We start from the raw sequence: 23,146 nt of genomic DNA on the forward strand, positions 1-23,146 counted from the left end.
AGTGACGGCCGCTGGCCGTCAGCCCGGAATGCGATCGACGGTAGTGACGGCCGCTGGCCGTCAGCCCGGAAAGCGATCGAGGGTAGTGACGGCCGCTGGCCGTCAGCTGGTGGAGCATGACGGCCAGCGGCCGTCACTACCGGGCATGGGACCGCCGCCAGCGGCCGTCACGACCGCCTCAGGGTTGCGGCGTGGACGGCTGGATGCGCACCCGGACTTCTTCTTCCTCGGCCGGGGCGGCCGGCGCGGCGGGCTGCTGCTGCGGGGCAGGGGCGGGCGCCGGGGCGGCCGGCTGCTGTGCGCCGCGATGGCCCATGGCGATGAACAAGGCCACGCCGGCGATCACCACCAACAGGGCGATGCGGATGCGCCAGGCCCAGCCGCGTCCGCTCGACGGCGCTTCGGTTTCGCGGAAGGCGAACTCGGCGGTCGGGTGGTCACGGCGGGTGGTGTCGAGCAGGCGCGCGTCGCGCAGGATCTCGCGCGCGCGCGGCTGGTCGTCCGCACGCACCACCCATACCGTGGGGTGGCGGATGTTCTTGCTCTGGTCGAGATAGCTGAACTGGCCGCGGCGTTTGCTGTGGTACGTGCGCCCATCGGTCACGCGCACTTCGATGTCGTGGCTGCGCAGCAGTTCGGCCACGCCCTCCACGGTTTCCACGCGCTGGCTGCTGAAAATCTGTCTCATCGCGCGTTCCTCAGTCCTTTGCCGGCACGGCAGCGGCGGCAGCGCTGTCAGGCACCACGCGGATCAGGCCTTCCTGCGCGGTGCTCGCTACCAGGCGACCGTGGCGGTCGAAGAACTGCCCGCGCGCCAGCCCGCGTGAATCCTGTGCGCTCGGGCTGTCCAGCGAATACAGCAGCCAGTCGTCGGCGCGGAACGGGCGGTGGAACCAGATGGCGTGGTCCAGCGATGCCATCTGCACGTGCGGCTGGTAGTAGCTGATGCCGTGCGGGAAGGTCGCTGTGCCCAGCAGATGGAAATCCGAGGCGTAGGCCAACAGCGCCTGGTGCAGTTCCGGTGCATCGCCAACCGGTTCGGTCAGGCGGAACCAGACCTGGTGGTAGGGCGGGCGCTTGGGCGGGTTGAGCTCATCGCGCGGGTAGACGTGGCGGAATTCGAACGGGCCACCCCGCGACAGCCAGCGCTGCACCTTGATCGGCAACCGGTCCAGCACGTCCTGCGGCAGCGGACGGTTGGGTTCCAGGTCTTCCGGCTGCGGCACTTCGGGCATCTTGTGCTGGTGCTCGGCACCGCTTTCTTCCTGCTGGAAAGAGGCCGCGCAGAAGAAGATCACCTTGCCGTGCTGGATCGCGGTCACCCGGCGTACCGAGAAGCTGCCGCCATCGCGGGTGCGGTCCACGTCGTACACGATCGGGTGGTCGATATTGCCCGCACGCAGGAAATACGCGTGCAGCGAATGCACGTGTCGCCCGTTGTCCACCGTGGCCTGGGCAGCGGCCAGCGCCTGGCCGAGCACCTGCCCGCCGAACACGTACTTGGTGCCGATGTCGCGGCTCTGGCCACGGAACAGGTTGTCTTCCAGCCGCTCCAGAGTGAGCAGGTCGATCAACTCGGAGACGACGGGTTCGTGCGTGTCGTTCAAGGGGGACAGCCGGTGTCGGAACAGGCCGTGATTATAGCCGGGCGGCCGTGCAGCAGCCCCCGGCCGGCGCTGCCCGCGGTTGCCCGGTGCTCAGCCCTTGCCGAGCCGGGCCGCCAGTGCCTGCAGTGCCTGCTGCGCATCCGGCGCATACCAGGCTTCGACGAAGCGATCCAGGCGGATCAGGTCCGGGTGCAGGGCGTCATGCAGGTCCTGGCGGGCAATCGCGCGGGTCAACAGCATCGGCTGGCGCGGCATCTTCAGCAGCCGCTGCAGCCAGGCCACGGCGCGCGCCACGACCAGGTCGCCGTCGGCCAGCTCATCCACCAGACCGATTTGCAGGGCCTGCTCGGCCGGCACCATCGCGGCGGTGGTCAGCAGGATCCCGGCCCGGTGCACGCCCACCGCGCGGCGCAGCAGGCGCTGGATGCCTTCCGGTGCCACCAGGCCCACCTGTACTTCATTCAAGCCGATGGCGAACGGCTGCGCGGGGTCGGTGCTGCGCGCCATCACCCGGTAGTCGCAGCACAAGGCCAGCACGCAGCCACCGGCCGGGGCGTGCCCGGTCAGCGCGGCCACGACCGGGATGCGGCTTTCGGCCAGCGTGCGCACCGCGCCGAAGAAGGCGTTCCAGCTGTCCAGCAGCGCGTGCTGGTCGTCGCCATGCGACAGCAGGTGGGGCACGTCCATGCCGCCGGTGAATACCCGTTCGTTGCCCGACAGCACCAGTCCATGCACGTCTTCGGCCATGGCCTGTTCTACGGCGTGGATCAACTGCCGGCAGAGGTCGGTGTCCAGTGCATTGACCGGCGGCCGCGCCAGGCGCAGTTCGCGGATCGGTCCATGGTTGTACACCTCGATGAGCGTGGTCATGCTGCGATCTCTTGCCGGGAGGGAACGTGGTCCGATGATAACCAAACCATGCGTTGGCGTATTGTTCGCGTTGTGTGCATTCGCAGCATCGGGAGCGGCGGCCGCCGCGCCGGTGGCGTGCCTGCAGTTGAAAGACGGATGGGCGCGGTTGCCGCCTGGCGCGGCGATGGCGATGACGGCCGGTTACGGCACGATCCACAACCGCTGCGGCAGCGCGGTGACGATCATCGGCGCACGCAGTGCGGCCTTCGGCGAGGTGTCGCTGCATGAAACCACGATGCAGGGCGACGTCAGCCGCATGCAGCACCTGCACCATCTGGTGCTGCCGGCCGGTGCGATGGTCGAGCTCAAGCCGGGGGGCAAGCACCTGATGCTGATGCAGGCCAAGGCCGCGCTGAAGGACGGGCAGGCGCTGCCGCTGGTGCTGCAGCTGGAAGGTGGCGGCGAAGCGGCGGCGACGCTGCAGGTGCGCGCGGCCGGCCGCTGACCGGTAGCGCCGAAGGCAGCGGCAGGAGCCGCGGCCAACGTCGCCTGCGACGGCCCGGAGGGTGCCGGCCAGGACGGCCGGCATAGCCACGCCCGGCGAGCGCAGCGGCAGGCGGTGGGGCAGGCGCATGACGGCCAGCGGCCGTCACTACCTGATGTGGCTGACGGCCAGCGGCCGTCACTACCTCAGGTGGAGGCGTTGCGTACGGCGTCGGGCAGCGGGGCGCTCTTGCCGGTCTGGGTGTCCATCCATACCACCACCACGTTGCCGTCCGAATACAGGCGTGATTCGTCCTGCTGGTCGACGATGCGGTGGCCGATGGTCACGCTGCTGTTGCCCAGCCGCTCCACGAACAATTCCACCATGATGTCGTTGGGCCACACGATCGGCAGCCGGTAGTTGACGTTGGTGGCGGCCACCACCGGCGCGATGCGGTCGGTCATCGCCACGCCTTCCACGCCCAGCATCCAGCGCACGCGCGCCTCTTCCAGGTAGGAGATGTACTTGGCGTTGTTGACGTGGCCCATGCTGTCCATGTCGCGCCAGCGCACGCTGATCGGGATGCGGGCGAGGATCTTGTGCTCGGTGCTCATCAGGCGTCCTTCTTCTTGCGCGTAGCGGTGGTCTTGGTCGTCGCGGACTTGCTGGGGGTGCCGGTGCTCTTGGCCGCGGCGGCCTTCTTCTTCGGCTCCGGCTTCACCTTGCGCGGCGGGCGCGCATCGGGCTTGTTGGCCACCGCCGCCGGCTTGTCCGGGCGCGCGCTGACCGAGGGCAGCATCTTGGCCAGGAACTGGCCGGTATACGAGGTCGGGCAGGCCGCCACGTCTTCCGGGGTGCCGGTGACGAGGATGGTGCCACCGCGATGGCCGCCTTCCGGACCCAGGTCGACGATCCAGTCGGCGGTCTTGATGACGTCCAGGTTGTGCTCGATCACCACCACCGTGTTGCCTTCGTCGCGCAGCTTGTGCAGCACGCCCAGCAGCGCTTCGATGTCATGGAAATGCAGGCCGGTGGTCGGTTCGTCCAGGATGTACAGCGTGCGCCCGGTATCGCGGCGCGACAGTTCCTTGGACAGCTTCACGCGCTGCGCTTCACCGCCGGACAGCGTGGTCGCGCTCTGGCCCAGCTTGATGTAGCTCAGGCCCACGTCGACCAGCGTTTCCAGCTTGCGCGCGATGCTCGGCACCGGCTCGAACAGCTTCAGCGCATCTTCGACGGTCATCTGCAGCACGTCGTTGATGTTGTAGCCCTTGTACAGGATCTCCAGCGTTTCGCGGTTGTAACGCTTGCCGTGGCAGACATCGCAGGGCACGTACACGTCCGGCAGGAAGTGCATCTCCACCTTGATCAGGCCATCGCCCTGGCAGGCTTCGCAGCGGCCGCCGCGCACGTTGAAGCTGAAGCGGCCCGGCGAGTAGCCGCGCGCACGGGCTTCGGGCACCTGGGCGTACAGCTCGCGCAGGGGCGTGAACAGGCCGGTGTAGGTCGCCGGGTTCGAGCGCGGGGTGCGACCGATCGGCGACTGGTCGATGTCCACCACCTTGTCGAACAGGTCCAGCCCGTCGATTTCCTTGTACGGAGCGATATCGTGCGAGGCGCCGTTGATCTCGTTGGCGGCCAGCGAGAACAGCGTGTCGTTGATCAGCGTCGACTTGCCCGATCCGGACACACCGGTGATGCAGGTCATCAGGCCCGACGGAATGGCCAGGTCGACGTTCTTCAGGTTGTTGCCGCTGGCCCCGCGCAGGTGCAGGGTCATCTTCGGGTTCGGCTTGTGCCGGCGCGCCGGGATTTCGATCGCACGCTTGCCCGACAGGTACTGGCCGGTCAGCGAACGCGGTGCGTCCAGGATGTCCTGCAGGCTGCCCTGGCCGACGATCTCGCCGCCATGCACGCCCGCGCCCGGACCGATGTCCAGCACGTAGTCGGCCAGGCGGATCGCATCTTCGTCATGCTCGACCACGATCACCGTATTGCCGAGGTCGCGCAGGCGGGTGAGGGTGCCGAGCAGGCGTTCGTTGTCGCGCTGGTGCAGGCCGATGGACGGCTCGTCCAGCACGTACATCACGCCGACCAGGCCGGCACCGATCTGCGAGGCCAGGCGGATGCGCTGGGCTTCGCCGCCGGACAGCGTGTCGGCCTTGCGCTCCAGGCTGAGGTAATCCAGGCCGACGTCGACCAGGAAGCCCAGCCGCTCGCCGATCTCCTTGACGATCTTGCTGGCGATCTCGCCACGCCAGCCGGGCAGGCTCAGCGTGCTGAAGAACTTCAGTGCATCGTCGATCGGCATCACCACCAGGTCCGGCAGCGGACGGTCGGCCACGAACACGTTGCGCGCGGCACGGTTCAGGCGCGCGCCCTTGCACTCCGGGCAACTCTGTTCGCTGATGTACTTGCCCAGTTCTTCCTGCACCGCCGCCGATTCGGTTTCCTTGTAGCGGCGTTCCAGGTTGGGAATGATGCCTTCGAAGCGGTGCTTGCGCTGGGTGCGCCCACCGGCTTCGGTGAAGTAGGTGAAGCTGATGGTTTCATCGCCGCTGCCGTACAGCACCGCCTTCTGTACGTTGGCCGGCAGGGTGTTCCAGGCCGCGTCCACGTCGAACTTGTAGTGCTTGGCCAGCGAGGCGATCAGCTGGAAATAATAGGCATTGCGACGGTCCCAGCCGCGCACCGCGCCGGCCGACAGCGGCAGTTCGGGGTGCACGACCACGCGCGAGGGATCGAAGAATTCGGCCATGCCCAGGCCATCGCAGCCGGGGCAGGCGCCCATCGGTGCGTTGAACGAGAACAGGCGCGGTTCCAGCTCCGGCAGCGAGTAATCGCAGACCGGGCAGGAATACTTCGAAGAGAACAGCGCCGGGGCGGTTTCGGGGCTGTCCAGCGACTGCACCGAGACCATGCCGTCGCCCAGCTTCAGCGCGGTTTCGAAACTTTCGGCCAGGCGCTGCTTGATGTCCTCGCGCGGGCGGAAGCGGTCGATGACCGCCTCGATGGTGTGCTTCTGGCGCAGCGCCAGCGGCGGCACCTCGTCGATTTCATACAGCACCCCATCCACGCGCACGCGCACATAGCCCTGCGCGCGCATCTGGTCGAACACCTGGGCATGTTCGCCCTTGCGGTCGCGGATCACCGGGGCCAGCAGCATGTAGCGCTGTTCCGGGTCCAGGGTCAGCACGTGGTCGACCATCTGGCTGACCGTCTGCGCTTCCAGCGGATAGCCGTGGTCGGGGCAGCGCGGGGTGCCCACGCGTGCGTACAGCAGGCGCAGGTAGTCGTAGATCTCGGTGATGGTGCCGACGGTAGACCGCGGGTTGTGCGAGGTCGACTTCTGTTCGATCGAAATGGCCGGGGACAGGCCTTCGATATGGTCCAGGTCCGGTTTTTCCATCACGCTGAGGAACTGGCGGGCGTAGGCCGACAGCGATTCCACGTAACGGCGCTGGCCCTCGGCGTAGATCGTGTCGAACGCCAGCGAGGACTTGCCCGAGCCGGACAGGCCGGTGATCACGATCAGCTTGTCACGCGGCAGATCGAGATCGATGTTCTTGAGGTTGTGCGTCCGCGCGCCGCGGATGCGGATGAAATCCATCGCCATGGGGGATCCGGTGTTGGGGGCTTGGGCTGGGGCCCGGCCAGCAGGAAGGGCGTCGGGGACGGCAATCAAGCAGCCTACCGAGCAGACCAGATGGGGGCAATGGGCGACAATGCCAGCCGCCAGTCGCAGCACATGAGATTGGCGTACAGGGTGATGAAGGCCTTGTCGCGCCTGGGTTTGCGGGGTGTGGGGGAGGGTTGACCCGGGCCGGGCGTGCCGGTACAATTCCGCTCCTGTCTGCCCTCGATGGCGGCAGTTAATAGACCACAATAACTACAAAGGAAGTCTGGTCATGTACGCAGTACTGGTCACCGGCGGTAAGCAATACCGCGTCGCGCAGGGCGAAAAGCTCCGCGTGGAAAAGCTCGAAGTCGAAGTCGGCAGCGAGATCAAGTTCGACAACATCCTGCTGCTCGGCGACAGCGATGGCATCAAGATCGGCGACGCCCTGAGCGGCGCTGCGGTCACTGCCACCGTCCTGTCCCAGGGTCGTGCCGACAAGGTCCGGATCATCAAGTTCCGTCGCCGCAAGCACCACATGAAGCGCCAGGGTCACCGTCAGTACTACACCGAAATCGAGATCACCGGCATTGCCGGTGGCAGCAAGTAAGGAGATAGGTCATGGCACATAAAAAAGGCGTAGGCTCTTCGCGCAACGGTCGCGACTCCAACCCGAAGTACCTCGGCGTGAAGATCTTCGGTGGCCAGGCCATCGACGCCGGCAACATCATCGTGCGTCAGCGCGGCACCCAGTTCCACCCGGGTACCGGCGTTGGCCTCGGCCGTGACCACACCCTGTTCGCCCTCGTGGACGGCAAGGTGGAGTTCTCGGTGAAGGGTGCGAAGAAGCGTCGCACCGTCAGCGTGGTTTCGGCCGAAGCCTGATCCAGGCGCGGCTGGCGCCCATGCCAGTCATGGGTGCGCTGCAGAAGAGCCCCGCTTCGGCGGGGTTTTTCGTTGGATGCAGCAGGTAGTTTCGACGTACATCCGGTCCACCGCGCAGGTGGCCGAGCCCTGGCGACGCCGGGGCAGTAGAATCCCAAGGCGACGGCAGGCTGCCGCGCCCATCGCAGGCATCGAAAAATGAAACTGGTAGACGAAGCAGAAATTGAAGTGTTCGCCGGCAACGGCGGCAATGGCTGTATCGGCTTCCGTCGCGAGAAGTTCATCCCGCTCGGTGGCCCCGATGGTGGCGATGGCGGCGGCGGTGGCAGCGTGTGGATCCGCGCCGACGAAAACCTCAACACCCTGGTCGACTTCCGCCATGACCGCATCTTCAAGGCGCAGCGCGGCGAGAACGGCATGGGCCGCCAGGCCTATGGCAAGGGTGGCGAAGACCTGGTCATCACCGTGCCGGTCGGCACCACGGTGACCAACGTGGCCACCGATGAAGTGATCGGTGACATGACCCAGCACGGCGATCGCCTGCTGGTGGCCAAAGGCGGCCGCGGCGGCCTGGGCAACATGCATTTCAAGAGCTCGACCAACCGCTCGCCGCGCCAGGCGCTGCCGGGCGAGCCGGGCGAAGAGCGCTCGCTGAAGCTGGAGTTGAAGCTGCTGGCCGACGTCGGCCTGCTGGGCTTCCCGAATGCTGGCAAGAGCACGCTGATCCGCGCGGTCTCGGCGGCCACGCCGAAGGTCGCCGATTACCCGTTCACCACGCTGTACCCGAACCTGGGCGTGGTGAAGGTGGAAAACTACCGCAGCTTCGTGATCGCCGATATTCCCGGCCTGATCGAAGGTGCCGCCGACGGCGCTGGCCTGGGCGCGCAGTTCCTGCGCCACCTGCAGCGCACCCGCCTGCTGCTGCACCTGGTGGACATCTCGCCGATGGAAGGCGGGGTGGAAATCTCGCCGGTGGAGCAGGTGCGTGCGATCGAGCGCGAGCTGGAGCGGCATGATCCGGAGCTGCTGCAGAAGCCGCGCTGGCTGGTGCTGAACAAGGCCGACCTGATGTTCGAGGACGAAGCCAAGGCGGCGGCCGAGCAGATCATTGCGGATCTGGGCTGGAAGGAGCCGTGGTTCCTGGTCTCGGCGCTGGGTCGCGACGGGACGTTCCCGATCATGAGCAAGATCATGGCGTTCTTTGATCGCCAGAAGGAAGACGAGCTGCAGGCGCGTCACGCGGCTGGCGAGTAATCGGTTCTTCTCTTTGTGTGCGGAAAGCCCGGCTTCGGCCGGGTTTTTTGTGGGCTGGTGGTTGGCAGCGAACGGCGGAGCCCCTCGTGGTGGGTCGCGCGGAAAGCCGGATTTCTGGGTTGGGCCGGGCGGGAGGGGTTGGTGGGGGACGGCAAAAACTGCGTCCATGCGGGCCTCGTTTCGTGCCATCCATGGCACTCAACGCCCCCACCAACCCCTCCCGCCCGGCCCTGTCAGTCCGCGCGCGGCCCGCCACGTAATGGAAAAAGAAAAGCGGTAGCGCCGACCCATGGTCGGCGGCTCTTCATCGCGGTGCCGGACGGTTTCCGCCGACCATGGGTCGGCGCTACCGGTGGCTCCGCTGACCCGTCTGGGGGGAGGGAGCCCCTGAGTCAGGGGCGGCCGCGAAGCGGCGGGGTGTGGGTGCTGGTGAGACGGGGCCCGCGGTTTGCGCAGCAAAGCGTGGGAGCGGCAGCGCGAATGCGATGACGTGTCCCGACCCACCACGAGGGGCTTCGCCGTTCGCTGCCAACTCGCAGGCAACAAAAAACCCGGCCGGAGCCGGGTTTCAAGTAGCAGCCAACCCCCTGGGGCGATGGCGACTTCGCCTGATCAGGCGGCCTTGAGGGCCTTGATGCGGGCGGTCAGGCGGCTCTTGTGGCGAGCAGCCTTGTTCTTGTGGATCAGACCACGCGCGCTGAAACGATCGAGGATCGGCTGGGCAACGGTGAAAGCGGCTTCGGCGCCGGCTGCATCGTTGTTATCCAGAGCCTTGATCACTTTCTTGACAGCGGTGCGCAGCATCGAGCGCTGAGCCACGTTGCGCGCGTTGCGCACGACGGTCTGCTTGGCGCGCTTCTTGGCGGACTTGATATTGGCCACGGTGGTGGTTTCCTGAAAAATCGGTGTTATGGGAACAGCAAGCTAGCTAGTATGATGACTCGAGAAATGTACGTCAAGTCGATTGTCAAGAGGATGTTTGAGTGAGTTCACCCAGGATGCTGCGGGGCCTGCTGTCGTTCAGCAGCATGACAATGGTTTCGCGGGTGTTGGGGCTCGTACGGGACACCGTCATCACCACGACTTTTGGTACGAACGCCACGACGGACGCGTTCTGGGTCGCCTTCAGGGTACCTAATTTCCTGCGCCGGTTGTTCGCCGAGGGCTCGTTCGCCACCGCCTTCGTGCCGGTGTTCACCGAAGTGAAGGAGACCCGCAGCCACGAAGAGCTGCGGGACCTGATGGCGCGGGTGGCCGGGACGCTTGCCGGCGTGCTGATGGTGGTGACCGCGCTGGCGCTGATCTTCGCCCCGCAACTGGCCAACCTGTTCGCCAGTGGTGCCGATACCGACCCGGCCAAGCAGGGCCTGCTGGTCGACCTGTTCCGCCTGACCTTCCCGTTCCTGTTCTTCGTCTCGCTGACGGCACTGGCGGGCGGGGCGCTGAACAGCTTCCAGAAGTTCGCGATGCCGGCGCTGACCCCGGTCATCCTCAATCTGTGCATGATCGGCGGTGCGCTGTGGCTGGCCCCGCGCATGGACGTGCCGATCCTGGCGCTGGGCTGGTCGGTGCTGGTGGCCGGCATGCTGCAGCTGCTGTTCCAGCTGCCCTCGCTGAAGGGCATCAACCTGCTCACCCTGCCGCGCTGGGGCTGGAACCACCCCGGCGTGCGCAAGGTGATGACGCTGATGATCCCGACCCTGTTCGGCTCGTCGGTGGCGCAGATCAACCTGCTGCTGGACACCGTCATCGCCGCCAAGCTGACCGATGGCTCGCAGTCCTGGCTGTCGCTGGCCGACCGCTTCCTGGAGCTGCCGCTGGGCGTGTTCGGGGTGGCGCTGGGCACGGTGATCCTGCCGGCGCTGGCCCGCCACCATGTCGGCACCGACCGCGCCGGCTTCTCCAATGCACTGGACTGGGGCCTGCGGATGACCCTGCTGATCTCAATCCCGGCCATGCTGGGCCTGCTGCTGCTGGCCGAACCGCTGATCACCACGATCTTCCAGCACGGCCAGTTCAGCGCGTTCGATACCCGCATGACCGCGCTGGCGGTGTACGGCCTGAGCTTCGGCCTGCCGGCCTTCGCCCTGCTCAAAGTGGTGCTGCCGGCCTTCTACGCCCGCCAGGACACCCGCACCCCGGTACGCGCCGGCATCGCCGCGCTGGTGGCCAACATGGTGTTCAACTTCGCCCTGCTGGCGGTGCTGTACCACGTGATGGTGCCGGCGGAGCTGCGTGCGCAGGGCGTCATGCAGGCGCTCGGCCAGCAGCCGGGCCTGCACTTGGCGCTGGGCATCGCCAGTGCGCTGTCCAGCTACCTGAACCTCGGGCTGCTCTGGTACTGGCTGGGCAAGACCGACGTGTATGAACGCCGCCCCGGCTGGACGCGCTTCCTGGTCCGCCTGGTGGTGTCCTGCGTGGCGATGGTGGGCGTGCTGCTGGCCCTGCTGTACTGGCTGCCGGCGTTCTCGCCGATGGGCCTGTGGCAGCGGATCGGCGCGCTGTCGCTGCTGGTCGGGGCAGGCGGGGCGACCTACCTGCTGGTGCAGGTGGCGCTGGGCCTGCGTCCGCGCGACCTGCGTGGGCATTGATCCACGGCCACCACGGCTATACTTCATGGTTACCACAGTTGATCCAGCGGCCCATGCCGGCCGCGAGCGGAGTTGATGAGCAGGTTGTTTCGAAGCGTTGAGGGCGGGGCGTTGGTCCCGCACGGAAGCGTGGTCTGCATTGGTGCCTTCGACGGCCTGCACCTGGGCCACCGGGCGCTGGTGCGCCACGCCGTCGCCCGTGCCCGCGCGCTGGGCGTGCCGGCGGTGGCCGTGGCCTTCGAGCCGTTGCCGCGCGAGTTCTTCGCCCAGGGCACGCCGCCGCCGCGGCTGACCCTGGCGCGCGGCAAGGTGGAGATGCTGCGCGAACTCGGCGTGGATGCCATCGGCCTGCTGCGGTTCGATGCGCGCATGGCCGCCATGCAGGCCGAGGACTTCGTGCAGCGCCTGCTGGTGCAGCGGCTGGGCGCGCGTGAAGTGTGGATCGGCCCGGAGTTCCAGTTCGGCAACCGTCGCCGCGGCAATCTGGCGTTGCTGCAGCAGATGGGCGCCCAGCTCGGCTTCCAGGCCAACGAGATCGCCGCGGTGGACCTGCACGGCGAGCGCATCTCCAGCACCCGCATCCGCCAGCTGCTGCTGGCCGGTGACTTCGACCGCGCCGCCGACCTGCTCGGGCGTCCCTACGCCATCAGTGGACGGGTGGTGCGTGGACGCCAGCTGGGCCGCACGCTGGGCTTCCCCACTGCGAACCTGCGCTTCCCGAAGACGCCGGCGCTGTCGGGCATCTATGCCACCCTGGTGCACGGCGTGTTCGAACAGCCGTGGCCGTCGGTGTCCAGCTTCGGCACCCGTCCCACCGTGGACGGCGTGGAGCCGCTGCTGGAAGCGCACCTTTTCGATTTCCAGGGCGACCTGTACGGTCGACACATCGACGTCGAGTTCGTGGCCAAGCTGCGCGACGAAGAAAAGTTCCATGATCTGGCGGCCCTGACCGACCAGATGCACCGCGATGCCGAACAGGCGCGCGCCATCCTTTCCGAACATAGATTGCGAGCCACTGCGTGAGCCAGGACTACAAAGCCACCCTCCATCTGCCGGCCACCGAATTCCCGATGCGCGGCGACCTGCCCAAGCGCGAGCCGGGCATCCTGGCGCGCTGGGAAGAGCAGGGGCTCTACGCGCAGCTGCGCGAGAACGCCGCCGGCCGCCCGCTGTTCGTGCTGCACGACGGCCCGCCCTACGCCAACGGCCGCATCCACCTGGGCCACGCGGTCAACAAGATCCTCAAGGACATCATCGTCAAGTCGCGCTACCTGGCCGGCTTCGATGCGCCCTACGTGCCGGGCTGGGACTGCCACGGCCTGCCGATCGAGATCGCGGTCGAGAAGAAGTGGGGCAAGGTCGGGGTGAAGCTGGATGCGGTCGAATTCCGGCAGAAGTGCCGTGAGTTCGCCGAGGAGCAGATCGAGATCCAGCGTGCCGACTTCAAGCGCCTGGGCGTGACCGGCGACTGGGACAACCCGTACAAGACGCTGAGCTTCGAATTCGAAGCCAACGAGATCCGCGCGCTGTCAAAGATCGTGGCCAATGGCCACGTGGTGCGCGGTGCCAAGCCGGTGCACTGGTGCTTCGACTGCGGTTCGGCGCTGGCCGAAGCGGAAATCGAGTACCAGGACAAGGTCTCGCCGACGGTGGACGTGGCCTATACGGCGCGTGATTCGAAGGCGCTGGCCGCTGCGTTCGGCGCGGACCTGCCCGCAGGCGTGGAAGTAGCGGTGCCGATCTGGACCACCACCCCGTGGACCCTGCCGGCGTCGCTGGCGGTATCGCTGGGTGCGGCCATCGAGTACTCGCTGGTGGAAGGCCCGGCGCACAACGGCGGCCGTCGCTGGCTGGTGCTGGCCACCGCGCTGGCCGGTCGTTCGCTGGCGCGCTACGGCGTGCAGGACGTGGTCAGCCACGGCCAGGCCAACGGCGCGGCACTGGAAAACCTGCTGCTGGCCCATCCGTTCTATGCCGGCCGCGACATCCCGCTGCTCAACGGCGCCCACGTGTCCGACGAAGACGGTACCGGTGCGGTGCATACCGCGCCCGGCCACGGCCAGGAGGACTATGCGGTCAGCCAGCAGTACGGCCTGCTGGAGCGTTACCACGCCGGTGAGATCAACCCGATCGACGGTGCGGGCGTGTACCTGCCATCGACCCCACCGGCCGGCGATGTCGTGCTGGCCGGCGTGCACCTGTGGAAGGCGCAGCCGCTGATCGTGGAGGTGCTGCGCGCGTCCGGTGCGCTGCTCGCCTTCGCCGAGATCACCCACAGCTACCCGCATTGCTGGCGCCACAAGAAGCCGGTGGTGTTCCGTGCCACCCCGCAGTGGTTCATCTCGATGGAGAAGGCCAACCTGCGCGAAGACGCGCTGACCGCCATCGACAACGTGGGCTGGTTCCCGGCCTGGGGCAAGGCGCGCATCCAGAGCATGGTCGATGGCCGGCCGGACTGGTGCATCAGCCGCCAGCGCACCTGGGGCGTGCCGATCGCCCTGTTCACCCACCGCATCACCGGTGAAATGCACCCGCGCAGCGTGGAGCTGATGCAGGCCGTGGCCGATCGCGTGCAGGTGGACGGCATCGACGTCTGGTACTCGCTGGACGCCGCCGAACTGCTGGGCGAGGAAGCGGCCGACTACGAAAAGGTCACCGACATCCTGGATGTCTGGTTCGATTCCGGCGTCACCCACGAAGGCGTGCTGCTGGCGCGTGGCTTCGGCAAGCCGGCCGATCTTTACCTGGAAGGCTCCGACCAGCACCGCGGCTGGTTCCAGTCCTCGCTGCTGACCGGCGTGGCGATCGACCGCCATGCGCCGTACAAGCAGTGCCTCACCCACGGTTTCACCGTGGACGAGCACGGCCGCAAGATGTCCAAGTCGCTGGGCAACGGCATCGAGCCGCAGGACATCATGAAGACCCTCGGCGCGGACATCCTGCGCCTGTGGATCGCCTCGGCCGACTACAGCAATGAAATGTCGCTGTCGCAGGAAATCCTCAAGCGCAACGCCGATGCCTACCGCCGGCTGCGCAACACCGCCCGTTTCCTGCTGGCCAACCTGGACGGTTTCGATCCGGCCGTGCACCTGCGCCCGCTCAACGACATGGTCGCGCTGGACCGCTGGATCGTGCATCGCGCCTTCGAGCTGCAGGAGAAGATCAAGGCGGCGTACGAAAGCTACGACATGGCCGAGATCGTGCAGCTGCTGCTGAACTTCTGCAGCGTGGACCTGGGCTCGCTGTACCTGGATGTGACCAAGGACCGCCTGTACACCATGGGCGAGGACTCGCGTGGCCGGCGTTCGGCGCAGAGCGCGATGTACCACATCGCCGAAGCGTTCACCCGCTGGATCGCCCCGATCCTGACCTTCACCTCCGACGAGCTGTGGGGCTACCTGCCGGGCGAGCGCAGCGCGCATGTGCTGTTCGACACCTGGTATGACGGCCTGGCGCCGTTGCCGGCCGATGCCGAGCTGTCCGCCGCCGATTTCGACCAGCTGCTGGCCCTGCGCGAGCAGGTGTCCAAGGTGCTGGAACCGATGCGCGCCAACGGTGCCATCGGTGCCGCGCTGGAAGCGGAAATCACCGTCGCCGCCAGTGAAGAGCAGGCCGCGCGCTGGCAGCCGCTGGCCGAAGAGCTGCGCTTCCTGCTGATCAGCGGTGACGTGCAGGTGCGCCCGGCGACCACCGACGAGGTGTTCGTCAGCGCCCAGCCGACCAGCAAGACCAAGTGCGTGCGCTGCTGGCACTTCCGTGCCGACGTGGGCAGCGCGGCCGAGCATCCGGAGATCTGCGGCCGCTGTGCCGACAACATCGACGGTGCCGGCGAAGATCGGCGGTGGTTCTGATGACCGCCGTCCGTCCGCGTCCGAACGCGCTGATCTGGCTGGTCCTGTCGGTGGTGGTCATCATCCTGGACCAGTGGAGCAAGGCCTGGGTGCTGTCCAGCCTGCCCGAATACGAGCCGGTGCCGGTCATCGAAGGCTTCTGGAACTGGTTCCGTACCTACAACACCGGGGCGGCGTTCAGCTTCCTCAGTGATGCCGGTGGCTGGCAGAAGTACTTCTTCACCGTGCTGGCGATCGGCATCAGTGGCCTGATGGCGTGGTGGCTGTACGGCACCGCCCGCAGCAACTGGCGCAGCGCGCTGCCGTTCGCGCTGGTGATCGGCGGGGCCATCGGCAACGTGATCGACCGCCAGGTGCACGGCCATGTGGTGGATTTCATCCAGTGGTACGTGGGTGACCATTACTGGCCCTCGTTCAACATCGCCGATGCGGCGATCGTGGTGGGCGCCGTCGGTATCGCGGTGTTCGGCCTGTTCGAGGGCAAGTCGTCCAAAAAAGCGGATAATACGACCCCGTAACCCCCCAAGCCGGCCGACGCCGGGAGACGTTGATAGATGGATGTCCTGCTCGCCAATCCGCGTGGTTTCTGTGCTGGTGTCGATCGTGCGATCGAGATCGTGAAGCGCGCGATCGAAACGCTCGGCGCACCCATCTACGTGCGCCATGAAGTGGTGCACAACCGTTTCGTGGTCGACGACCTGAAGCAGCGTGGCGCCATCTTCGTCGAGGAACTGGACGAAGTGCCGGACAACAACACGGTCATCTTCAGTGCGCACGGCGTGTCCCAGGCGGTGCGCCAGGAAGCCGATCGCCGTGGCCTGAAGGTGTTCGACGCCACCTGTCCGCTGGTGACCAAGGTGCATTTCGAAGTGGCGCGCCATTGCCGCGCCGGCCGCGACGTGGTGCTGATCGGCCATGCCGGCCACCCCGAAGTGGAAGGCACCATGGGCCAGTGGAACCAGGAAGCCGGCACCGGGAAAATCTACCTGGTGGAAGACGTGGAGCAGGTGGCTTCGCTGGTGCTCGAGCAGCCGGAAAACTTCGCCTACACCACCCAGACCACGCTGTCGGTGGATGACACGCGCGGCATCATCGATGCGCTGCGTGCCAAGTTCCCGGCCATGCAGGGACCGAAGAACGACGATATCTGCTACGCCACGCAGAACCGCCAGGACGCGGTGCGCGACCTGGCCAAGCGCTGCGACCTGGTGCTGGTGGTGGGCTCGCCGAACAGCTCCAATTCCAACCGGCTGAGCGAACTGGCACGCCGTGAGGGCGTGGAGTCCTACCTGATCGACGGCGCGCACGAGATCGATCCCGCATGGGTGATCGGCAAGCAGCACATCGGCGTCACCGCCGGTGCATCGGCGCCGCAGGTGCTGGTGGATGGCGTGCTGGCCCGCCTGCGCGAACTCGGTGCCGACGGCATCGGTGAACTGGACGGCGAACCGGAATCGATGGTGTTCGCGCTGCCGAAGGAACTGCGCCTGCGTCTGGTTGATTGACCGACCGCGCTTTGAACGCACCGCGCTGCGCGCTCGCCGAGCATGGCTCGGCGCTACCGGGTCCGTGCGCGGCAAGGGGCGTGACCGACGGGGCGTGACCGGCGGGGTATGGATCGACCCGGCGCGCCCGACCGGGCGTGACCGATCGGGGCGTGACCGGCGGGGTATGGATCGACCCGGCGCGACCGACCGGGGCGTGACCGACCGGGGCGTGATCGACCGGGGCGCGACCGACCGGGGCGTGATCGACCCGATGTGGTAGCGCCGACCCATGGTCGGCGAGCGAAGCGGCCGCTTTTGCTCCTGCGTTCGACGTTCCGCCGAACATGGCTCGGTACAGCCGGCGTCTCGACTTTGCCCAATCCAGCCACCCGCTCATCCGTGACCTTTGGCCATGGGGCAGGGTGCTGCCGCGGCCTAGGATCAAAGCTCCCCCCTGCTGGAACTGCCGATGAAAACCCGTGCCCTGGCGCTGTCCGTCCTGCTCTCGTTGACGACTACGCCGGCACTCGCGCAGGCGCCGCTGCCGGCCGGCAGTGCATGGCCCGGCACGCTGCGCATCAACGTCGACGCACGCGACCTGGACCGCCGCATCTTCAAGGTCACCGCCACCGTGCCGGCCAAGCCGGGCCCGCTGACCCTGCTGTACCCGCAGTGGCTGCCGGGCAACCATTCGCCCAGCGGCCCGATCGACAAACTGGCTGGGCTGCAGGTTACCGCCAATGGCAAGCCGCTGAAGTGGGAGCGCGACCAGTTCAACGTGTACGCCTTCAAGGTGGACGTGCCGCAGGGCGCCACCGAAGTGGTGGCGCGCTTCAATTACCTTTCTTCGCAGGGCGGCAGCCAGGGCCGCGTGGTGATGACCCCGGAAATGCTCAACCTGCAGTGGAATGCCAGTTCGCTGTACCCCAGCGGGGTGGATGCCGGTGGGCTGCAGGCGCAGGCCAGCGTGACCCTGCCGGCCGGCTGGTCCTATGCGACCGCGCTGGAAACCGAGCGCCGCGATGGCGACACCGTGGTGTTCAAGCCGATCAGCTATGAGCACCTGGTGGACTCGCCATTGTTCGCTGGCCAGCACTTCCAGCGCTTTGACCTGGATCCCGGCGCGAAGCAGCCAGTGCACCTGAATGTGTTCGCCGACGATGCAAAATCGCTGAAGGCCAGCAGCGATCAACTGAAGGCGCACCGCGCGCTGGTACAGCAGATGGACAAGCTGTACGGCGCACGCCACTTCGACCATTACGACTTCCTGCTGGCCCTGACCGACAAGCTGGGCGGCATCGGCCTGGAGCACCACCGTTCCAGCGAAAACAGTGGTGATGTGGGCTATTTCACCGAATGGGACAAGACCTGGCTCGGCCGCGACCTGCTGCCGCACGAGTTCAACCATTCGTGGAACGGCAAGTACCGCCGCGGCGCCGACCTGGCGACCGCCAACTTCAACGTGCCGATGGGCGACAGCCTGCTGTGGGTGTATGAAGGGCAGACCCAGTTCTGGGGCCAGGTGCTGGCCGCGCGCTCCGGGTTGTGGAGCGAGCAGCAGGCGCGCGACATGCTCGCCAACGTGGCGGCGACGTTCGATCGCGGGCGTCCCGGGCTGGCCTGGCGGCCATTGCAGGACACCACCAACGACCCGACCATCGCCCAGCGCCGTGGCTTGGCGTATCGCAACTACCAGATGAGCGAAGACTACTATTCCGGCGGGCAGATGCTGTGGCTGGAAGTAGAGGGCAAGCTACGCGCGCTGAGCGGTGGCAAGCGCGGACTGGATGACTTCGCCAAGGCCTTCTTCGGCATGGACAACGGCGCGTGGGACGTCAATCCGTACACCTTTGATGATGTGGTGGCCACGTTGAACAGCGTCGCCCCGGCGGACTGGGCAGGCTTCCTGCGCGAGCGCCTGGACGGGCATGGGTCGCTGATCGGTGGGCTGGAAATGGCGGGCTGGAAGCTGGTTTACCGCGATACCCCGAACGACGCGTTCAAGGCGCAGGAAACCCGCGCCAAGGCCGCGCTGCTGACCTATTCCATCGGCGCCACGGTGACCGATGCCGGGGTGGTGGGTGACGTGGTGTGGGACAGCCCGGCTTTCAACGCCGGTCTTGCACCGGGCATGACCGTGATCGCCGTGGACGGGCGCGAGTACAAGAGCGAGCGGCTGAAGGAAGTCGTGGCCGGCTCCAGGGACAGCAAGGCGCCGATTACCCTGCTGGTGAAGAATTTCGACCGGGTGATGCCGATCAGCATCGACTACCACGGCGGCGCGCTGTACCCCGCGCTGGAACGGATCGCCGGCACGCGCGATGGCTTGTCCGCGCTGTGGAAGGCACGCTGACCTCACCCCTGAAGGTCAGCGAGCACCGGTAGCGCCGAGCCATGCTCGGCGAGCAGCATCCTGATCCATCTGCACAGGTCAGCGTACTTCGGTAGCGCCGAGCCCTGCTCGGCAGGCAGCATCCTGATCCATCTGCACAGGTCAGCGTACTTCGGTAGCGCCGAGCCATGCTCGGCGGGCAGCATCCTGATCCATCTGCACAGGTCAGCGTGCTTCGGTAGCGCCGAGCCATGCTCGGCGGGCAGCATCCTGATCCATCTGCACACGCTGCGGACTCTCAGGATCGTAAAGAATCTGCAGCGTGTCGCGCGGAATCGTCGCCAGATCAATCAACGGCACGTAGCGCCGGATCACCGCGCGCTGCGGCTGGCCGGCCACATCGTTGAACCGCAGCTGGAACTCCACCTGCGGCTGCTCATTGAAGAACGCCCCGGTCTGCCGCACCTCGTCGATGATGGCGACGGTGCGCACGCCCCGATACTTCAGCGCATTACCCGCTGCATCCGCCTGCAGCCGGCGCATCAACAGTCGTATGCCAACGACGAACACCCACAGCACCAGTGGACAGATCAGCAGTGGATGGCCCAGGCTGAGAAACGTCCAGCCGATTCCGTCGTTCTGCAGCTGCCACGCCATGCCGTACGCACTGGCGACCACTGCCACCAGGAACACGCCGATCAATGCGCGCCAGCACAGCGTGCTGCGGTTGATCTCCGGCGTGCCGCCTTCCAGGGACATGTTGGGATAGGGGCCGGGCGAGCGGCTCAAGCGGGCGGGCAGCGTGCGGCCAACTTCGTAGCGCCGCTGCAGCGGCTTGCTGTCCACCAGCACGAGTTCATCGGTGATGGGCGTGCCTGACAGATTGTCGAAGGCCAGGCGCAGCCGCAGCTGCGGGAAGCCGTCGACGCTGCCCGGCAGGCTGATCACCTGTTCGATGCGTGCGCTGCGCGGCTCACCGCGGGTCAGGATGTCGTGCATCCTCCGCACCGAGCGCAGCCCGGCGAGTACGAGGGTGTCCATGTAGGCGTAGAGCAGGCCCAGCCACAGGCCCACGGAGACGGCCAGCAGGGTGTGTGCCCACCCGGGCGGAGTGCGGCCATCCAGCGGCACAGGGTAGCTGGCCTGCGCGTATATCATCACGGGCACGCCGACGGCGAACAGCAACGCGAAGAACAGCAGGAATGCGCCCCAGAACCAGAGTGGATTTTTCACGGCCATGTGAGGGGAGTACAGGGGAGGGCAGGGTACTACAGGGGTGTCAGGGGCTTGTCGGGATGGGCGCGCCGCAAAGGTCCGTTTGAGGGCACTATCAAGGACGACACAGCAGGAGCACGGAGCTCGATGAAAAGGACAGCGGTAATTGCAGGATGCATCTTGGTTGTCGTGGCGGTGGGCGCGGCGATCGGGTTCTGGCGCGGCGATGCGCAGCCCGGGACGGTGCCGGCTGTTGAAGCGGACCGCGCCGACGGTGCCGCAGGCAGCGCGACGCCCGTCGCACGGCTCACGCCCCGGCAGTCTTCAGGCCGCCCCGGATCTCCCGCCTACGATCCAGCCATGCTGCAGCAGGTGGGTGCGAAGGCTTACAGCATCCATCGCACCAAGGCGTGGCGAGCGGCCGGGGACGCGAAGCAACAGGTGCTTGCGCTGAAGCCCCGCTCGGACGCGGGTGACGGTCTCGCCACGTATGAAATCGAGCTCGCGGTGCGTGACTGCAGGAATCTGATCTCCGGGGAACCCGAAGCGAGCTGGCAGGCCATGCGGCGCGCAGGCATGCGGACCGACCCGGACTTCCTGAGCAAGCTGGAGGTGCGCCTGGGCGAGTGTGTCGCCTTGAGCCAGGACCCCACGCTCTACGAGGCACCGTGGCTGGCACGCGCGGCCGAGCAGGGATCGGTGGAGGCGCAGCTGCTCTACGCCATCGACGTGCGGACGGCTGTGGGCGCGTCGTCGGCATCGGAACTGGCTGCGCGCGAGGGGGACGTCCTTGCATGGCGTGAGACCTCCCTGCGCTACCTGCATGCGCTGGCGGATGGTGGCAACGTGGAGGCGCTGTCAGGCCTGCAGAGCGTTCATGAAAATGGTTACCGGACGGCCAAGGACCCGGTCGCCGCCTACGCCTATGGGCAGGTGCTGCAACGGCTGAGCCCCTCGTTCTGGTCGGATGCGCTGCTGGCCCAGTCCCGCCAGGTCCTGTCCCCGAGCCAGCAACGGCGGGCCGCCGAGCAGGCGGAGGCGATCTACCGGCGCTGCTGCGTGCTGCCGGGGGGCGGTGATTGACCGGCTGTTCCCCAGCCCCTAGAATTGCCTGCTCAGCCGGAATAGCTCAGTTGGTAGAGCGGCGCATTCGTAATGCGTAGGTCGTAGGTTCGATTCCTATTTCCGGCACCAGTTGTGCGAAAAGCCCCGGCCTTGGTCGGGGCTTTTTGTTTGTGCCCCGGTAGCGCCGACCCATGGTCGGCGGCAGTCAGTTGCCCATCTCTCCAACGTAAGTCGGCTTCCCGGACACTCACCGGCATCCTCCCTTCCGGAACGCGTGCGACGTGTGCTACGAAGGCAAAGCCTTGCTTCAAGGTTCTTTCAAGGATGGGAAAGACGAATGCGTTCGGGAGACGCGTTGCCAGTGCGTTTGCACAACTTGCGGCGGTTGCAACCAATAGGCTCATGAGCGGTTCGGTACCGCTCTGGAGCTGCGCCCTTCTAGCCGGACTGTCCTGGCTTGCGCCGGCTTCGGCACAGACAACGGTCCGCTACCTGCATACCGATGCACTGGGATCGGTCGTAGCCAGGACGGATGCCAATGGCAACGTTATAGAGCGGATGACTTACGAGCCTTACGGCGATGTTGTCGGGGAGGATTCGACTGACGGTCCTGGCTATACCGGACATGTGAGTGATGCCACTACCGGTCTGAGTTACATGCAGCAACGGTACATGGATCCGCAGTTGGGGATGTTCTTATCCGTGGACCCGGTGACGGCGTACCAGAAGCCTGTTGATCAATTCAATCGGTACCGGTATGCGAATGGAAATCCGTACAAGTTCACAGATACGGATGGGCGAAACGCCACACTCCTTGTGCCTATAGTCGTGGTACCGACGGTTGTTGCTACAGGATACCACGCGACGACTACCCCGCAGCAGCGGGAGCGAGCGGGAGATGCTCTGGTACAGGGAATCAAGGGACTGTTCCATAAGAGCGAGGCCGATAGTTCCGATGGAGTTGGCTCGGCAGATGCTGACCCTAACGGGCCGTTTACCAGTGATATCAAGCCAAGACGTGCAGAGGGAGTTGACGGAGCATCATCTCAGCATGAGTTGGAGCGCGATTCGAGTGGGCGATTGGTATCAAAAATCGCAGACGGTGACGTCAAAGGATGGTGAGGTTGTGCATGGGCATACAGATCAAGTCGGGCAAAATGGTAGCGTCCGGCGATTCTCGGACGACCTCACAGGTCGTGCCACGGTGGGCGAGGGGAAGCAGGAGCCAAGCGCTAAAGACAGGCCAGTCAACCTGCCTCCGGAACCTGCCAAAGGCGGGCGCTTTTAGTGGACGGTGAAAGCTGCGCTCTTCTGGCCGGAATCGTGGGAACAGGACTTCTGGGTTCTGCTCACGATCTGGATCCTGGCTTGCTGGGTCGCTACTTGTCGGGTGAAATTAGTGTGCCTTTGACTATCGATTCCGACGTCGCTTCGTACCTTTCACAAAACGACTCCGAGGCTCTTGCACGAGCATCAACCTGGATTGCAAATAATCATGTCCTTTCCGGGCAAATGCCAAAGCATCACCTGAGCTTGGTTGGATGGCTGTTTGAGAATGGCCATGTTGATCGGGCCGATCTGTTGAATCTGCTGGCGCTGCTTTCAATCGGATCGCTAGATGAGGACGGCTTGGAGATCGCTTTGCTTTCCAAGGAAGCTTTGGACGAAGGGCGGCTGGAGGAAGGCCTGGACCTGGTAGAGCCGATGCTGCTGGCCTACGGACCGTTGCTATGAGCGATGCGTAGGTTGTAGGTTCGGCACCCACTATGTCGATGGAAACACATAGATCCGCGATGGCGGCGGGGACAGGTATGCCGAAGGCAGACGTCACGGCCAAGGTGCGTTGTCACTGTGCGATTGCGGTTCCCCGTCAATCAAATCGAGCGTAATGAACGAACCACGCGCCT

20 protein-coding genes and 1 tRNA gene are annotated in these 23,146 nt (G+C 66.0%); 14 read left to right on the forward strand and 7 right to left on the reverse strand.

What is annotated here, in order from left to right:
- Positions 1-178: 178 nt before the first annotated feature.
- From QE373_RS04910 to QE373_RS04920, 3 genes are all read right to left on the reverse strand, one after another.
- Complete coding sequence (locus QE373_RS04910) at positions 179-688, reverse strand: pathogenicity-like protein (protein WP_123700423.1); 510 nt, start codon at positions 686-688, stop codon at positions 179-181.
- Positions 689-698: 10 nt separating this feature from the next.
- Positions 699-1,607: an acyl-CoA thioesterase II gene (gene tesB / locus QE373_RS04915; RefSeq protein WP_123700422.1), complete on the reverse strand. Its 909-nt coding sequence runs from the start codon at positions 1,605-1,607 to the stop codon at positions 699-701.
- A gap of 90 nt (positions 1,608-1,697) precedes the next feature.
- Positions 1,698-2,477 carry an enoyl-CoA hydratase/isomerase family protein gene (locus QE373_RS04920; RefSeq protein WP_309684153.1) on the reverse strand — a complete coding sequence of 260 codons (780 nt, stop codon included), beginning with the start codon at positions 2,475-2,477 and terminating at the stop codon, positions 1,698-1,700.
- A gap of 34 nt (positions 2,478-2,511) precedes the next feature.
- On the opposite strand from QE373_RS04920, the gene QE373_RS04925 reads away from it, so the two are divergent.
- A complete protein-coding gene (locus QE373_RS04925; protein ID WP_309684155.1) occupies positions 2,512-2,964 on the forward strand; it encodes a copper chaperone PCu(A)C in 453 nt (150 codons plus the stop codon).
- Positions 2,965-3,149: 185 nt separating this feature from the next.
- Here the strand turns inward: QE373_RS04925 and QE373_RS04930 are convergent, their stop codons facing one another.
- Both QE373_RS04930 and uvrA read right to left on the reverse strand, forming a co-directional pair.
- On the reverse strand, positions 3,150-3,557 hold the full coding sequence (locus QE373_RS04930; protein WP_345784376.1) for a thioesterase family protein: 408 nt from the start codon (positions 3,555-3,557) through the stop codon (positions 3,150-3,152).
- The gene (uvrA, locus tag QE373_RS04935) at positions 3,557-6,559 is read right to left on the reverse strand and encodes an excinuclease ABC subunit UvrA (protein ID WP_057508869.1); all 3,003 of its coding nucleotides are present in this window, start codon (positions 6,557-6,559) and stop codon (positions 3,557-3,559) included. Before uvrA ends, QE373_RS04930 begins: the two co-directional genes overlap by 1 nt.
- Before the next feature lie 292 nt (positions 6,560-6,851).
- On the opposite strand from uvrA, the gene rplU reads away from it, so the two are divergent.
- From rplU to cgtA, 3 genes are all read left to right on the forward strand, one after another.
- Positions 6,852-7,169: a 50S ribosomal protein L21 gene (gene rplU / locus QE373_RS04940; protein ID WP_042615146.1), complete on the forward strand. Its 318-nt coding sequence runs from the start codon at positions 6,852-6,854 to the stop codon at positions 7,167-7,169.
- An 11-nt stretch (positions 7,170-7,180) separates the two neighbouring features.
- Positions 7,181-7,444 carry a 50S ribosomal protein L27 gene (rpmA, locus tag QE373_RS04945; protein WP_042615145.1) on the forward strand — a complete coding sequence of 88 codons (264 nt, stop codon included), beginning with the start codon at positions 7,181-7,183 and terminating at the stop codon, positions 7,442-7,444.
- Between the two features lie 198 nt (positions 7,445-7,642).
- Positions 7,643-8,698, forward strand: a complete 1,056-nt coding sequence (cgtA, locus tag QE373_RS04950) for an Obg family GTPase CgtA (protein WP_057508871.1) — start codon at positions 7,643-7,645, stop codon at positions 8,696-8,698.
- 612 nt (positions 8,699-9,310) lie between these two features.
- On the opposite strand, the gene rpsT is transcribed toward cgtA, so the two are convergent.
- Entirely contained in the window at positions 9,311-9,580 is a 270-nt protein-coding gene (gene rpsT, locus QE373_RS04955; protein WP_042614258.1) for a 30S ribosomal protein S20, read from the reverse strand.
- 116 nt (positions 9,581-9,696) lie between these two features.
- Here rpsT and murJ point away from each other — a divergent pair, with 116 nt between their 5' ends.
- From murJ to QE373_RS04985, 6 genes are all read left to right on the forward strand, one after another.
- A complete protein-coding gene (gene murJ / locus QE373_RS04960; protein WP_309689559.1) occupies positions 9,697-11,289 on the forward strand; it encodes a murein biosynthesis integral membrane protein MurJ in 1,593 nt (530 codons plus the stop codon).
- Between the two features lie 75 nt (positions 11,290-11,364).
- On the forward strand, positions 11,365-12,312 hold the full coding sequence (locus tag QE373_RS04965; protein WP_057509278.1) for a bifunctional riboflavin kinase/FAD synthetase: 948 nt from the start codon (positions 11,365-11,367) through the stop codon (positions 12,310-12,312).
- The gene (ileS, locus tag QE373_RS04970; RefSeq protein ID WP_309684165.1) at positions 12,309-15,140 is read left to right on the forward strand and encodes an isoleucine--tRNA ligase; all 2,832 of its coding nucleotides are present in this window, start codon (positions 12,309-12,311) and stop codon (positions 15,138-15,140) included. Before QE373_RS04965 ends, ileS begins: the two co-directional genes overlap by 4 nt.
- On the forward strand, positions 15,140-15,658 hold the full coding sequence (gene lspA / locus QE373_RS04975; RefSeq protein ID WP_057509280.1) for a signal peptidase II: 519 nt from the start codon (positions 15,140-15,142) through the stop codon (positions 15,656-15,658). The genes ileS and lspA overlap by 1 nt, the downstream gene beginning before the upstream one ends.
- A 36-nt stretch (positions 15,659-15,694) precedes the next feature.
- Positions 15,695-16,645, forward strand: coding sequence for a 4-hydroxy-3-methylbut-2-enyl diphosphate reductase (gene ispH, locus QE373_RS04980; RefSeq protein WP_309684168.1), 951 nt, complete (start codon positions 15,695-15,697; stop codon positions 16,643-16,645).
- A gap of 451 nt (positions 16,646-17,096) precedes the next feature.
- Positions 17,097-18,980, forward strand: a complete 1,884-nt coding sequence (locus QE373_RS04985; RefSeq protein ID WP_309684171.1) for a tetratricopeptide repeat protein — start codon at positions 17,097-17,099, stop codon at positions 18,978-18,980.
- 204 nt (positions 18,981-19,184) lie between these two features.
- Here QE373_RS04985 and QE373_RS04990 read toward each other — a convergent pair whose 3' ends face one another.
- Positions 19,185-20,192, reverse strand: coding sequence for a hypothetical protein (locus tag QE373_RS04990; protein ID WP_309684173.1), 1,008 nt, complete (start codon positions 20,190-20,192; stop codon positions 19,185-19,187).
- Between the two features lie 129 nt (positions 20,193-20,321).
- Between QE373_RS04990 and QE373_RS04995 the strand changes: the two genes are divergently transcribed.
- From QE373_RS04995 to QE373_RS05010, 4 genes are all read left to right on the forward strand, one after another.
- On the forward strand, positions 20,322-21,257 hold the full coding sequence (locus QE373_RS04995) for a hypothetical protein (RefSeq protein ID WP_309684174.1): 936 nt from the start codon (positions 20,322-20,324) through the stop codon (positions 21,255-21,257).
- A gap of 35 nt (positions 21,258-21,292) precedes the next feature.
- Positions 21,293-21,368 (forward strand) — tRNA-Thr (locus QE373_RS05000).
- Positions 21,369-21,641: 273 nt separating this feature from the next.
- Positions 21,642-22,361: an RHS repeat-associated core domain-containing protein gene (locus tag QE373_RS05005; protein ID WP_309684176.1), complete on the forward strand. Its 720-nt coding sequence runs from the start codon at positions 21,642-21,644 to the stop codon at positions 22,359-22,361.
- Positions 22,362-22,526: 165 nt separating this feature from the next.
- The gene (locus QE373_RS05010) at positions 22,527-22,973 is read left to right on the forward strand and encodes a hypothetical protein (RefSeq protein WP_309684178.1); all 447 of its coding nucleotides are present in this window, start codon (positions 22,527-22,529) and stop codon (positions 22,971-22,973) included.
- Positions 22,974-23,146: the final 173 nt, after the last annotated feature.

The organism is Stenotrophomonas sp. SORGH_AS_0321 (assembly GCF_031453215.1).
Lineage (GTDB): Bacteria > Pseudomonadota > Gammaproteobacteria > Xanthomonadales > Xanthomonadaceae > Stenotrophomonas > Stenotrophomonas chelatiphaga.